This is a genomic window from Thermus caldilimi (genome assembly GCF_004684245.1).
Lineage (GTDB): Bacteria > Deinococcota > Deinococci > Deinococcales > Thermaceae > Thermus > Thermus caldilimi.
In genome coordinates, this window is the sequence record NZ_CP038452.1 from 1,893,815 (window position 1) to 1,907,438 (window position 13,624).

The 13,624-nt window shown below is 63.1% G+C and carries 8 protein-coding genes, 3 tRNA genes and 1 pseudogene; 9 read left to right on the forward strand and 3 right to left on the reverse strand.

From position 1 onward, the window contains the following. Nucleotides 1-89 precede the first annotated feature (89 nt). Nucleotides 90-863 (reverse strand): TrmH family RNA methyltransferase, encoded by a 774-nt coding sequence (locus tag EBI04_RS09950; protein WP_135257332.1) that lies wholly within the window; start codon nucleotides 861-863, stop codon nucleotides 90-92. Further along, nucleotides 841-3,138: a GNAT family N-acetyltransferase gene (locus tag EBI04_RS09955; RefSeq protein WP_135257333.1), complete on the reverse strand. Its 2,298-nt coding sequence runs from the start codon at nucleotides 3,136-3,138 to the stop codon at nucleotides 841-843. The genes EBI04_RS09950 and EBI04_RS09955 overlap by 23 nt, the downstream gene beginning before the upstream one ends. Nucleotides 3,139-3,170: 32 nt before the next feature. On the opposite strand from EBI04_RS09955, the gene pgi reads away from it, so the two are divergent. The 9 genes and pseudogenes from pgi (at nucleotide 3,171) to EBI04_RS10000 (ending at nucleotide 12,636) form a co-directional block, all read left to right on the forward strand. Further along, complete coding sequence (gene pgi / locus EBI04_RS09960) at nucleotides 3,171-4,433, forward strand: glucose-6-phosphate isomerase (protein WP_135257334.1); 1,263 nt, start codon at nucleotides 3,171-3,173, stop codon at nucleotides 4,431-4,433. Nucleotides 4,434-4,485: 52 nt separating this feature from the next. After that, a complete protein-coding gene (gene pckA, locus EBI04_RS09965) occupies nucleotides 4,486-6,075 on the forward strand; it encodes a phosphoenolpyruvate carboxykinase (ATP) (RefSeq protein ID WP_135257335.1) in 1,590 nt (529 codons plus the stop codon). Between the two features lie 167 nt (nucleotides 6,076-6,242). Beyond that, the gene (locus tag EBI04_RS09970; protein WP_135257336.1) at nucleotides 6,243-8,060 is read left to right on the forward strand and encodes a heme o synthase; all 1,818 of its coding nucleotides are present in this window, start codon (nucleotides 6,243-6,245) and stop codon (nucleotides 8,058-8,060) included. A gap of 12 nt (nucleotides 8,061-8,072) precedes the next feature. Then, nucleotides 8,073-9,086 carry a cytochrome c oxidase subunit II gene (gene coxB / locus EBI04_RS09975; RefSeq protein WP_135257337.1) on the forward strand — a complete coding sequence of 338 codons (1,014 nt, stop codon included), beginning with the start codon at nucleotides 8,073-8,075 and terminating at the stop codon, nucleotides 9,084-9,086. 14 nt (nucleotides 9,087-9,100) lie between these two features. Beyond that, nucleotides 9,101-11,475 (forward strand): annotated as a pseudogene (gene ctaD, locus EBI04_RS09980) (cytochrome c oxidase subunit I). A 57-nt stretch (nucleotides 11,476-11,532) separates the two neighbouring features. Then, a complete protein-coding gene (locus EBI04_RS09985) occupies nucleotides 11,533-12,234 on the forward strand; it encodes a hypothetical protein (protein ID WP_135257338.1) in 702 nt (233 codons plus the stop codon). Nucleotides 12,235-12,401: 167 nt separating this feature from the next. Continuing rightward, nucleotides 12,402-12,477, forward strand: a tRNA-Lys gene (locus EBI04_RS09990). Between the two features lie 6 nt (nucleotides 12,478-12,483). Beyond that, nucleotides 12,484-12,558: transfer RNA gene (locus tag EBI04_RS09995), tRNA-Glu, on the forward strand. 1 nt (nucleotide 12,559) lies between these two features. Then, a tRNA-Val gene (locus EBI04_RS10000) sits at nucleotides 12,560-12,636 on the forward strand. 226 nt (nucleotides 12,637-12,862) lie between these two features. On the opposite strand, the gene EBI04_RS10005 is transcribed toward EBI04_RS10000, so the two are convergent. Beyond that, nucleotides 12,863-13,624, reverse strand: coding sequence for a DciA family protein (locus EBI04_RS10005; RefSeq protein WP_135257339.1), 762 nt, complete (start codon nucleotides 13,622-13,624; stop codon nucleotides 12,863-12,865).

Consider the following 13,624-nt stretch of genomic DNA (forward strand, 5'->3'; position numbering starts at 1 on the left):
TGGAAAGGCTCTTTTACCCGAGTAAAAATTCCGGTTCGGGCTACGGATAAGCCCATGGATGAAGGGGCTTGCGAGAAGGGCGGAGTTCCCTATCCCGAGACCCTTTGGCGCAGGGCCTCGTAGAGGAGGAGGGCGGCGCTCACGGAAACGTTGAGGCTATCCGCCACCCCCCGCATGGGGATGCGCACCCGCACCCCCGCCCGGTCCAGCCAGGCCTGGGAAAGGCCTTGGTCTTCGGCACCCAGGAGGAAGGCCACTCCCTTTTGATAGCCCTCTTCCCAGTAAACCTTTTCTCCTCTGGGGGTGGCCGCCACTAGGAAAAGTCCCTTTTCTTCCAAGAAGCGGGCTGCTTCCTCCTCGGCCACGGGAAAGACCGGCAAGGAGAAGACCACCCCCGTGGAGTTCCTGATCACCTGGGGGCTATAGAGGTCCACCCCTTCCGCCACCAGGACCAGGTCCACCCCTGCCCCATCTGCAGAGCGCAGGATGGCTCCTAGGTTGCCGGGTTTCTCCAGGCCGAGAAGGACCAGGACCAGCGGGTTTTGCGGGAGCCGGACCTCCTTTAGGGTTTTATGGGGCATGCGGAAGACCCCGATGACGGAAGGGGGGTTTTCCCGCACGGAAACCCGCGCCAAAGCCTCCTGGGAAAGCTCTAGGATGGGGGCTTGGCCTGCCAAGGCCTGATCCTCGAGGGTGGCCTTGGGGCCAAGGAGCAGGGTTTCCAGGTGGAGGCCCGCTTTTAGGGCCCGTTCCACCTCCCGCCGCCCCTCCACTAGGAAGAGGCCCGCCCGTTCCCGTTCCCGGCGCTCTTTAAGGGCAGCCAGGGCCTTCACCTTGGGGTTAGCGGGGCTTTGGATGCGCATGGCGGTTCCTCGGTTCGGGGTTTCCCAGGAGGCGCACCTCAAAGCGGGTTACCCGGGGTCCGGAAAGCTCCAGGGAAACCTCTTCCACCTGGGGTAGTTCCTCCAAAAGCCGGGAAAGCCTAAGGACGATTTCCTGGTAGGGGGTGGGGTCGAGAGGACCCCCAGGATCCGGGCTCTTCCCGTGACCGAGGGGCTTTACCAGCTCTTGGGCGTCCTTCTGGGTGAGGGGGGAAAGCCGCTGGCCCAGCACCTGGTCCCCCAGGGGGGTGGGGAGGACCAGGGTGAGGACAGGGCCGAAGAGGGGGTGGGGTTTGGCGGTGAGCTTGAGGGAAAGCCCTTCTCCCTTCCCTAAAGGCAGGCCGAAGCACTCCAAGAGGGCAGCCCCCTCCTCCTGGCTCAAGCCCTTTTTCCCTTCCAAAAGCCTTCTTGCCTCCTCCAGGCGCAGGTTGGGGAAGTCGGGGAAGTGGAGGGGCTCTTCCCGCCAGGCCTGGTAGGCCCAGGCCCGGCTCAAAGCGATGGCCGCCGATTCGGGAAAGCGGTAGAGGGCCACCTGGCCCATAACCCGGGCCCGCACCCCGGGGGAGCCCATCACGCAGGCCAGGAGCAGCTTTTTCCCTTTCGCTTTCTCCACAAGAGCCAGGAACTCCTCCTCGCTGGCAAAGCCCATGGGCACGAAGAGGAGAAACACGCTTCCCGCCTCGCTTTCCAGGGCTTCCTCCAGGGCGCGGGCAAACCCCTCCGCCTTGGCGGTGGAGCCCAGGTCCACATGCTCCACGAAAAGCCCTCCTTCCCTTAGGGCCTCGAGGGCCAGGTTGGAGGGGCCGGAGGCATTGGAGATGAGGCGCACCCGGTTGTTTTCCGGAAGACGCCCTAGGGCCAGAAGGGCGGCCACGTCAAAGGCCTCCTCCAGGCTGTTGGCCCGGATCACCCCGGTCTGGGCAAAGAGGGCCCGCACCAGAGGGTCCCGGGAAGGGTGTACCGCCAGGATGGGCTTTTTCTTGCCGATTCTGCGGGCTAGGCGGGAGAAGCGCCGGGGATTGCCGAAGCTTTCCAAATAGAGGAGGATCACCCGGGTTCTTTCGTCCTCCTCCCAGAACTGCAGAAGGTCGTTGGAGGAGATGTCCGCCTTGGCCCCTAAGGAAACAAAGGAGGAGATACCCAGTCCCATGCCCTCCGCATAGGCCATGACCGCCCGGCCCAGGGTGCCGGACTGGCTGGAGATGGCCAAAGGTCCCGGCTTGGGAAGGGGAGCCAAGCCTGCCGCCAGACGGGCATCAGGATGGGTGTGGACCATGCCCAAGGAGCCGGGGCCCAAAAGGCGCATCCCGTGGCGCCGGGCCTTGTCAGCAAGTTCCCTGGCCTCCTTTTCCGTAAAGCCTGTGGTGAGGACGATGGCCGCCCGCACCCCCCGCCTTCCCGAGGCCTCGAGGGCCTCCCAAACCCGCTCCTTGGGTACGGCGATCACCGCCAGGTCCACGGGGCCGGGGATACCCTCTACCCTGGGGTAGGCGAGAAGGGGCCCCACCGTACCCCCTTCCTTGCCGATGGCCTCGTTCACCGGGTAGACCGGGCCTTGGAAGCGGCCAAAGATGAGGTTTTCCAGGGTCCGGTAGCCGATGCTTTCGGGGTCGCGGCTTGCCCCCACCACCGCCACTCCCTTGGGGAAGAAGAGAGGGTGGAGGCTGGCCAGGGTGGAAACCTTCTCCCGCCACTCAAAGCGCTCCGCCACCTTTTCCTCCAGGAGGATCTCAAACTCCACCTCAATCTCGCCGCTATCCCGGTAGGCCCGCACCTGGAAACCGCTTTCCATGAAGACGTTCAGCATTTTCTGGTTCTCCGCCAAGACAAAGGCCTGAAACCGCCTTACCCCCCGCTTGGCGGCGATCAAGGCCAGGCGCTCCAGAAGGAGGGTGCCCAGGCCTTTGCCTTGGAAGGCGTCGTCCACCAGAAAGGCCACCTCGGCGGTGTCCTCCCCTTTAAGGCGCACGTACTCCCCCGTGGCCACCATCCTGGGGGGGTCCCCCGCCAGGACGATGAGGGTCACCTTTTCCTCCTCGGGCTTGGCGGAGAGGAGGAGTTCCGCCGCCTTCTCCGGGGAGATGGGGGAGAAGAAGCGCATGCGCAAGGATTCCGGGGATAGCCGCCTCAGGAACTCCACGAAAAGGGGAAGGTCCTTGGGGCCCGCCCGCCTAAGGAAGGCGGTGCGCCCGTCCTTGAGGAGAACGGGACCCTCCTCGAGGCCGTGTTGAGGCATGGGTGGGGGCACGTAGCCCATGCCTTTAGCCTACATCCGGGTAGCATGGGGGTATGCTGCGGCTGGATACCCGCTTCCTCCCGGATTTCCCCCAGGCTTTTAAAGAGCACGGGCCCCTCCTTCTTCAGGCCCGAGAGGCCCTTTTGGCCAAGCGGAAGGATCCCCAAAGCATGCTGGGTTGGATGGATCTCCCCGAGGACACGGAAACCCTGAGGGAGGTGCGCCGCTTCCGGGAGGCCAACCCCTGGGTGGAGGACTTTGTCCTTCTAGGCATCGGGGGAAGCGCCTTGGGGCCCAAGGCCCTCGAGGCCGCCTTCAACCAAAGCGGCGTGCGCTTCCACTACCTGGACCACGTGGAGCCCGAGCCCGTGCTTCGGCTCCTTCAGCGCCTAGACCCCCGAAAGACCTTGGTGAACGCGGTTTCTAAATCGGGGGCCACCGCTGAAACCTTGGCCCTCCTCCTCATCTTCCTAAACTGGCTTCGGGCAAACCTAGACGAAGGGTGGCGGCGGCACCTGGTCCTCACCACCGACCCCAAGCGGGGGGCACTAAGGGCCTTGGCGGAAAGGGAGGGCCTCTTGGCCTTTCCCATCCCCGAGAACGTGGGAGGGCGCTTTTCCGTGCTCTCCCCGGTGGGGCTCCTTCCCTTGGCTTTTGCCGGGGTGGACCTGGAGGCCCTCCTCATGGGGGCGAGGAAGGCGAACGAGCTGGCCCTGGCTCCCCTAGAGCAAAGCCTTCCCCTACAAACGGCCCTCCTCCAGCACCTTCACCGCCACCTACCCGTCACCGTCTTCATGGTCTACTCGGAAAGGCTCAAGTACCTTCCCGCCTGGTTCGTCCAGCTCCACGACGAGTCTTTGGGCAAGCGGGATGGGGAGGGCAACCGGGTGGGCACCACGGCGGTGCCTGCCCTGGGCCCCCAGGACCAGCACGCCCAGGTGCAGCTTTTCCGGGAAGGCCCCCTGGACAAGCTCATCGTTCTGGTGGTGCCGGAAAGGGCCACGGAGGACCTCATCCTGCCCCAGGTGGAAGGCCTCGAGGAGGCGGGTTACCTCTTCGGCAAGAGCCTATACCAGCTTCTCCGGGCCGAAGCCGAGGCCACCTACCAGGCCCTGGCCGAAGCGGGGCAGGGAACCTATGCCCTTTACCTCTCGGAGGTTTCTCCCTACACCGTGGGTTGGCTTTTACAGCACCTTATGTGGCAGACCGCTTTCCTGGGGGAGCTTTGGGGGGTAAACGCCTTTGACCAGCCCGGGGTGGAGTTGGGCAAGCGCTTGACCTTCGCCCTTTTGGGACGCCCCGGATATGGGTCCTAGGCTTGGAAGCGTGGAAACAAGTGTATGATGCCCTAGACATAAGGGGGTCTCTATGGACCGACTGGAGCCTTTGGGCATCAAACCGAGGAAGCAGGTCTTCTGGAACACGGTTTCTCCCATCCTGGTGGAGCACACCCTGGCCCGGGGCGAGGGGATTCTGGCCCACAAAGGGCCTCTGGTGGTGGACACCACCCCCTACACCGGGAGAAGTCCCAAGGACAAGTTCGTGGTGCGGGAGCCGGGAGTGGAGGAGGAGATCTGGTGGGGTGAGGTGAACCAGCCCTTTGCCTCGGAGGCCTTCCAGGCCCTTCTGGAAAGGGTGGCCGCCTACCTTTCGGACCGCGACCTTTACGTTCAGGACCTGTATGCGGGAGCGGATAAACGCCACCGTCTGGCGGTGCGGGTGGTAACGGAAAGCCCCTGGCATGCCCTTTTTGCCCGCAACATGTTCATCCTTCCGCGCCGTTTTCCCGAGGACGACGAGGTGGAGCCTTTCGCTCCTGGCTTCACCGTGATCCACGCCCCTTACTTCTTGGCCGACCCCAGTCGGGATGGAACCCGGAGCGAGGTGTTCGTGGGCATCAGCTTCCAGAGAAAGCTCGTCCTCATCGTGGGTACCAGGTACGCCGGGGAGATCAAGAAGAGCATCTTCACCGTGATGAACTACCTCATGCCCAAACAGGGAGTCTTCCCCATGCACGCCTCGGCCAACGTGGGGAAGGAGGGGGATGTGGCCATCTTCTTCGGTCTTTCCGGAACGGGCAAGACCACCCTTTCCACCGATCCGGAGAGGCCTCTGATCGGCGACGACGAGCACGGCTGGAGCGAGGAGGGGGTCTTCAACTTTGAAGGGGGATGTTACGCTAAGGTCATCCGCCTCTCGCCGGAGCATGAGCCTCTTATTTTCAGGGCCTCTAACCACTTCGAGTCCATACTGGAAAACGTGGTGATCAATCCGGAAAGTCGCCGGGTGGAGTGGGATGACGACACCAAGACCGAGAACACCCGGGCCTCCTATCCCCTGGCCCATCTGGAAAACGTGGTGGAGTCCGGCATGGCTGGGCACCCCAGGGCCATCTTCTTCCTCTCCGCCGACGCCTACGGGGTCCTGCCCCCCATCGCCCGCCTTTCCCCGGAGCAGGCCATGTACTACTTCCTCTCCGGCTACACCGCTCGGGTGGCGGGCACGGAAAGGGGGGTTACCGAGCCCAAGGCCACCTTCTCCGCCTGCTTCGGGGCGCCCTTTTTGCCCATGCACCCCGGGGTTTACGCGCGGATGCTGGGGGAGAAGATCAAGAAGCACGGCCCTAAGGTATACCTGGTGAACACCGGCTGGACCGGAGGGCCCTATGGGGTGGGCCGGCGTTTCCCCTTGCCCCTCACTCGTGCCCTTTTGCAGGCGGCCTTGAGCGGGGCCCTCGAGGGGGTTCCCTACCGCCAGGATCCCGTCTTCGGCTTTGAGGTCCCCTTGGAGGTTCCCGGGGTGCCCAAGGAGCTTTTGGACACGCGGGAAACCTGGGAGGACAAGGAGGCTTACGATCGCCAGGCCAGGAAGCTAGCCACATTGTTCCAGGAAAACTTCCAGAAGTACGCGGACGGGGTGGAGGAAGCCATACGCCGGGCAGGGCCAAAGGTGGGGTAGCCCTTATCCTTTGTGGGGCTGGGCCTTCTGCCCAGCCCCTTGCCAAGTAGGGCCAGGGGGTATTAGTCTCCTAGGTGGCAGGTAATGGAAGGGACAAATGTACTTCACCCCTGGACAAGGTCTTCTGGCAAAATGGAAAGTACTACCGTCTGGGGGACGGGTGTCCTATGAGTCAAGCTTGGTTTAGCCGTTACGCCTGGGGAGTCTTGGTGTGGAACGTCCTGGTGGCCCTATGGGGGGCTTACGTGCGGGCCACCGGGTCGGGGGCGGGGTGCGGCTCCCACTGGCCCACCTGCAACGGGGAGATCATCCCGAGAAGCCCACAGGTGGAGACCCTCATTGAGTTCACCCACCGGGCCACCTCGGGCCTCGCCTTTCTTTCCGTGCTTTTTTTGGCCCTTCTCGCCTTCCGCCTCTTTCCCAAGGGCCACCCGGCGCGGCTGGGCTCCGGGGTGGCCTTTCTCTTCATGATCACCGAGAGCCTGGTGGGGGCTTCCCTGGTCTTGTTTGGCTGGACAGCCCATAACGTGAGCGCTGCCAGGGCCGTGGTGCAGATGGTGCACCTGGCCAACACCTATTTCCTCCTGGCCTCCCTGGCCCTCACCGCCTGGTGGGCCTCTGGCGGGGCTCCCTTGCGCCTTAGGGGGCAGGGTGCGGTGGGGGCGGCCTTGCTCCTGGGGCTTCTCGCCTTGCTCTTTCTGGGGATGAGCGGGGCGGTGACCGCTTTGGGCGACCTGCTTTTCCCCGTGCGGAATACCCTCGAGGCCCTGGAGCGCTCCTTGACCCCGGGTGAGCACTTCCTGGTGCGCCTCAGGGTGCTCCACCCCCTCATTGCCGTAAGCGTGGGGCTTTACGTGGTCTTTGCCGGTTACCTGATAGCCCATCTCCGGCCTTCTATCCACACCCGCCGCTTTGCCCACGCCCTCGCATACCTTTATGGGGTGCAACTTTTGGCCGGTTTGGTGAACGTCTGGCTCAAGGCCCCAGTCTGGATGCAGATCCTGCACCTTCTTTTGGCCTACGCCGTGTGGCTGGTTTTCCTCCTGCTTTCGGCAGCGGCCTTGGCCAGGGGGGCCAGGCGGGTCGAGCTGGGGGAGGGTACCGAGGCGGCGCACCGGGGCACCGGGGGAGCCACCTGGAAGGACTACTTGGCCCTCACCAAACCCCGGGTGATCAGCCTCCTTCTCTTCACCACCCTTTTGGCCATGCTCATCGCTGCCAAGGGCTGGCCTGGCACGGGCCTCTTCCTGGTGGTGGCCCTGGGGGGTTACATGATGGCGGGAGCGGCCAACGCCATCAACATGGTGGTGGACCGGGATATCGACGCCCGCATGCGCCGCACGGCCAGAAGGCCCACGGTCACGCAGCGCATCTCCAGCAAGGGTGCCCTCCTTTTTGCCTTTGCTCTAGCCCTCCTTTCCTTCCTGCTCCTCTGGTGGGGGGCGAACCTCCTCACGGCTACCCTGGCCCTCATGGGCCTTATCTGGTACGTGCTGGTCTACACCCTCTACCTGAAGCGGCGTACCTGGCAGAACATCGTCATCGGTGGGGCGGCGGGAGCCTTTCCTCCCCTGGTGGGCTGGACGGCGGTAACGGGTGAGCTCAGCCTCTTCGCCTGGTACCTCTTCGCCCTCATCTTCTTCTGGACCCCGGTGCACTTCTGGGCCTTGGCCCTCATGATCCAAGACGACTACCGGGCCGTGGGTGTGCCCATGCTGCCCGTGGTGTTGGGGGAAAGGGTGACGGTGATGCAAATCGCCCTTTATGCCGTGCTCACCGCCTTGATTTCCCTCATGCCCCTCCTTTTGGGGGAACTCGGGCTCGTTTACTTCTTCTTCAGCCTTACCCTTAATGCTTTGCTTATCCTTAAGAGCCTTGCCCTCTACCGCCAGCCCGAGCGAAGGACGGCGGTTTCGCTGTATAAATACTCCATGCTCTACCTGGCCCTCTTGTTCGTGGCCATGGCGGTGGATCGGGTGCTTTAGGGAGGGAAGCGGATGAAAAGAGTTGTAGCGGCGCTCAGTCTTTTAGGTTTGGCCCTGGCCCAGGAGGGCCACAGGGTGGCCATTACCCACCCTGACTCCCCCTTCAACCGGGAGACCAACTTCCTCCTCATCTGGGTCTTGGTCTTCTCCGTCCTGATCTTTGGGGTGGTGGCTGGGGCTCTGGCCTACATCACCTGGAAGTTCCGGGCCAAACCCGGTCAGGAAGGGGAGCCACCCCAGTTCCACGGCAATGACCGGTTGGAGGTGGTCTGGACGGTGATCCCCATCTTGATCATCTTCGTTCTCTTCGGTCTGACGGCCCGGAGCCTCATCCAGGTGAACCAGCTTCCTGCCGGAGCCTTGAAGGTGGAGGTGACGGGCTATCAGTTCTGGTGGGACTTCAATTATCCTGAGCTGGGCTTCCGCAACTCCAACGAGCTCATCCTCCCTGCGGGTGTGCCGGTGGTGCTGGAGATTACCTCTAAGGATGTGATCCACTCCTTCTGGGTGCCAGGGTTGGCGGGAAAGCGGGATGCCATTCCAGGACAAAAGACCCTTCTTTCCTTTACACCTGAAAAGCCGGGGAACTACTACGGTTTCTGCGCCGAGCTTTGCGGTCCAAGCCACTCCCGCATGCTCTTCCGAGCCATCGTGCTGCCCAAAGAAGAGTTTGACCGCTTTGTGGCGGCAGCCAAGAACTACACGCCTCCTGTGGCCAATGCCCGGGGCCAGCAGGTCTTCCAGCAGAACTGCGTGGCGTGCCACTCGGTGCAGGCTAAGATGCCTCCTGCGGTCATCGGGCCGGAGCTGGGCTTCGTGGGCAATCGGGTGAGCCTGGCTGCGGGGATCGTGGACTACACGCCTGAGCACCTGAAGACCTGGATCAAGGACCCCGCTGCCATGAAGCCAGGGGTGAAGATGCCGGGCTTCCCTCAGCTTTCCGAGGGGGACCTGAACGCTTTGGTCCGCTATCTGGATGGGCTTAAGGTGGAGGGTTTGGACTTCAAGGCGTTGCCTAAGTTCTAAGGAGGTATGGGCAGATGGCCATCGCGACCAAACCAAAAGCAGGTTTCTGGGCGATCCTGTGGGATCTCCTGACCACGGTAGACCACAAGAAGATCGGGCTTTTGTACACAGCCACCGCCTTCTTCGCCTTCGCTTTGGCCGGGGTATTCTCCCTGCTTATCCGGGCACAGCTGGCGGTGCCCAACAACCACCTGCTCACGGGGGAGCAGTACAACCAGATCCTCACCCTGCATGGGGCTACCATGCTCTTCTTCTTCATCATCCAGGCTGGGCTCACCGGCTTCGGGAACTTCGTGGTGCCCCTGATGCTGGGGGCCCGGGACGTGGCCCTGCCCCGGGTGAACGCCTTCAGCTACTGGGCTTTTCTTGGAGCCATCCTCCTGGCCCTCATGAGTTTCTTCTTCCCCGGGGGGCCCCCAGCGTGGGTTGGACCTTTTACTATCCCTTCTCCGTGCAGTCGGGGAGTGGGGTTAACTTCTACATGACGGCCATCCTGCTCCTGGGCTTTTCCAGCCTCTTGGGCAACGCCAACTTCATCGCCACCATCTACAACCTGCGGGCCCAAGGGATGAGCATGTGGAAGATGCCCATGTACGTGTGGAGCGTCTTCGCTGCCAGCGTTCTCAACCTTTTCAGCTTGGCGGGCCTGACCTCGGCTACCCTTTTGGTGCTTTTGGAGCGGAAGATCGGGCTTTCCTGGTTCAATCCTGATGTTGGTGGAGACCCGGTCCTGTTCCAGCAGTTCTTCTGGTTCTACTCCCACCCCACGGTCTACGTGATGCTCCTGCCCTACCTGGGCATCCTGGCGGAGGTGGCCTCCACCTTTTCCCGTAAGCCCCTTTTCGGCTACAAGCAGATGGTCTGGGCCCAGATGGGCATCGTGGTGCTGGGGACCATGGTCTGGGCCCACCACATGTTTACCGTGGGGGAGTCCACCATCTTCCAGATCGCCTTCGCCTTCTTTACCGCCCTCATCGCTGTACCCACCGGGGTGAAGCTTTTCAACTTGATCGGTACCCTTTGGGCTGGGCACCTGCAGATGAAGACGCCCCTCCTTTGGGTGCTGGGCTTCATCTTCAACTTCCTCCTGGGCGGCATCACCGGGGTCATGCTCTCCATGACGCCCCTGGACTACCACTTCCAGGACTCCTACTTCGTGGTGGCCCATTTCCACAACGTCTTGATGGCGGGGTCGGGCTTCGGGGCCTTCGCCGGGCTTTACTACTGGTGGCCCAAGATGACGGGCCGCATGTACGACGAGCGTCTGGGACGGCTCCACTTCTGGCTCTTTCTGGTGGGCTACCTGACGGTCTTCCTGCCCCAGTACGCCCTGGGCTTCCTGGGGATGCCCCGGCGGTACTACACCTACAATGCGGACATCGCCGGCTGGCCTGAACTGAATTTCATCTCCACCATTGGGGCCTTTATCCTGGGCCTTGGGGGTCTGGTCTGGATCTACGCCATGTGGAAGAGCCTGCGCTCCGGGGGGAAGGCTCCGGATAACCCCTGGGGCGGCTACACCCTGGAGTGGCTCACCAGCTCCCCACCTAAGGCCCATAACTTTGACGTGGTCTTGCCCAAGGACTTCCCCTCTGAGCGGCCTCTGTACGACTGGGCTAAGAAGGGGGTGGAGTTGAAGCCCGAGGACCCAAGCCACATCCACCTGCCCAACAGCTCCTTCTGGCCCTTCTACTCCGCTGCCACCCTCTTCGCCTTCTTTGTTTCCGTGGCGGCCTTGTCCGTGCCCAACGTGTGGATGTGGGTTTTCCTGGCCCTCTTCGTCTACGGCCTCATCCGCTGGGCCCTCGAGGACGAGTACAGCCACCCGGTGGAGCACCACACCCTCTCCGGTAAGTCCAACGCCTGGATGGGGATGGCCTGGTTCATCGTCTCCGAGGTGGGCCTCTTCGCCATCCTCATCGCGGGCTACCTCTACCTGCGCCTTACGGGGGCGGCCACGCCCCCAGAGGAACGTCCTGTCTTGTGGTTGGCCCTCCTCAACACCTTCTTCCTGGTGAGTTCCTCCTTCACCGTGCACTTCGCCCACCACGACCTGAGGCGTGGGCGCTTCAGCCCCTTCCGCTTCGGCCTCCTCATCACCATCCTCCTGGGGGTTCTCTTCTTCCTGGTGCAGTCCTACGAGTTCTACCACTTCCACCACGCCTCCAGCTGGCAGGAGAATCTCTGGACCGCCACCTTCTTCACCATCGTGGGCCTGCACGGGCTACACGTGGTGATCGGGGGCTTCGGCCTCATCCTGGCCTACCTGCAGGCCCTTAGGGGCAAGGTCACGCAGCACCACCACGGCACCCTTGAGGCAGCCAGCATGTACTGGCACCTGGTGGATGCGGTCTGGCTGGTGATCGTGACCATCTTCTACGTCTGGTAATCCCCTTGGTCTTGGCCCCCGCCCAGGAGGCGGGGGCTTTGCTATCTAGGGGAAGGGATGCGCCTTTTGGTGGTGGATTTTGATTACTTTTTCCCCGTGCCCCAAGACCCTAAGGATCCTTTGGCCCCCCTTTACGCCTGGGCCCACTTTGAAACCCCTTACTACCTGGGGGAGGTTTGGGAGGAACGGGCCTTGGCCTTCCTCCTAAGGGGGCTTCCCCTGCCCCATGCCCAGGGGGGGGAGGGATTCTGGGAGCGCTTCGCCTTCGCTGAGGGGACGGTGCTCTACTACGCCGACTCCAACGCCCTAGCCTTTCACCCCGAGGTCCGGGAGGGCGTGGAGGAGGTGGTGCTTTTTGACGCCCACCACGACGCGGGCTACCGCCCTTTGGGCGGGGAACCTGCTTGCGACGACTGGATGGTCTTCTACGCCCGCCAAGGGGCCAGGCTTAGGGCTTTCTACCCTTCCTGGCGCGATCCTTCCCTGGAACCCGAGCCCGTGGTTCCTGTGGAGAGGGTCAAGGATCCTGAGGGCCCAGTGGAAGGGATCTTCCAGCGGGTGTTCCTCTGCCGCAGCGGGGCCTGGGTCCCCCCTTGGGCCGACGAGGCCTTTTTCGCCTTCTTGGAAGCGGCCCCCCTGCCCAAGGTGGCCCTGGAGGCGGTGACGAGGAGGCCATTGGACCTCGAGGGCCTAAGGCGCAGGGTGCGGGAGGAGGCCTTGGGGTTGACCCTCCTGGAGCGTATCAGGGGCCTGAAGTAGCTTTGCGTTGGGCTGGGCTTTTGTCTTGGCTGGCACTACGGCGGCGCTCCCAGAAAGACCATGGTCGGCTAAGGTTTGTCCGAGATGGGTTTCCGGGAGGTTCTCACCCAAATTGTCGCCTCACCTGGACAAGCTTCTTGCCTTCCCCTATAATCACTAAGGCTGTTGGGCCGTTAGCTCAGCTGGCAGAGCAACCGACTTTTAATCGGTAGGTCGCAGGTTCGAATCCTGCACGGCCCACCAAGCCGGGGCCCCATCGTCTAGCGGTCAGGACGCGGCCCTCTCAAGGCCGAAACGGGGGTTCGATTCCCCCTGGGGTCACCACGGGCGGCTAGCTCAGCCGGTCAGAGCGCTCGCCTTACAAGCGAGAGGCCAGAGGTTCGAATCCTCTGCCGCCCACCACGATAAAAACGCAAAACTCCCCGCCTTACTTCCAAGGCGGGGAGCGTTGTCTTTGCTCTTGATGGACCGGATGGCTCGGTTCGTGGAGGAGAGGGACCACCAGAATTACCCCTGTTGAAGCCTTGGTTGGAAACTGTGCTGGAGGTGGGGCGGGCGGAGGAGAGGGAGTAGTGGAACCCTTGCCGCCCACCAGGCTCGCCTTGGCTAAGGCCGGGGCGCTTGCCCTTCAAGGCTCCCTTGCCAGGAGGCTTTTCACCCCTTCGGGCAGGGGCTCGTGGGGAAAAAGGGCCTGGTAGCGCCTGGCCAGGTCCGAGAGAAGGGGGCGGAGCTGGGCTTCCCTCAGGGCCTGAGGGAAAAGCTCTTCCATTTCCGCCAGAAGCTGCTTTCGCGCCAGGTACCGGGCCACCAGGAGGGCTTCTCCCTCGAGGCTTGTGGGCCTGCCCCGCTTGAGGCGCTCCGCCTCCTTGCGCACCCAGGGGCTTTCCAGAAGGCGGCGGCAGGTGGGGCAGGGATGTTTGGGGCTAGGGCTTCCGCAGATGGGGCAGGGCTCGCCCCGGTCCTTTTGCAAAAGGGCCAGAGCGGCCCGGGCTACCTTTTCCCGTAGCTCCAGGGGAGCTTTTTCCGCCAGCTCCAGGGCCCGGCGGCTCGCCCATAGGAGGCGCTCGGGGTTTTCCGGGGTTTTGGGGGCCTCTGGCTCCTTCTCCAGGGGCCCCGCCACAAAGCGGATCTCCTTCACCACCCCTGGAAACCGCTCCTCGTAGCGTCGCAAAAGGGCCAGGCGGCTATAGGTGAGCTGGTGGGCGGTGACGGGGTCCGCCACGCGCACGGTGAGGGTACCCCCCTCGAGGGCCAGGGGCTCACTGAGCTGGGCAAGCTCCTTGCCCACCACCTCCCGCCAGGCGGCCAGCACCAGACCTCGCTTCAGCTTTTCCTTCCCCCCGGCCTTCTTGAGGGCCTCGGGGATCACCTCTTTAAGCCGCCAAGGCAT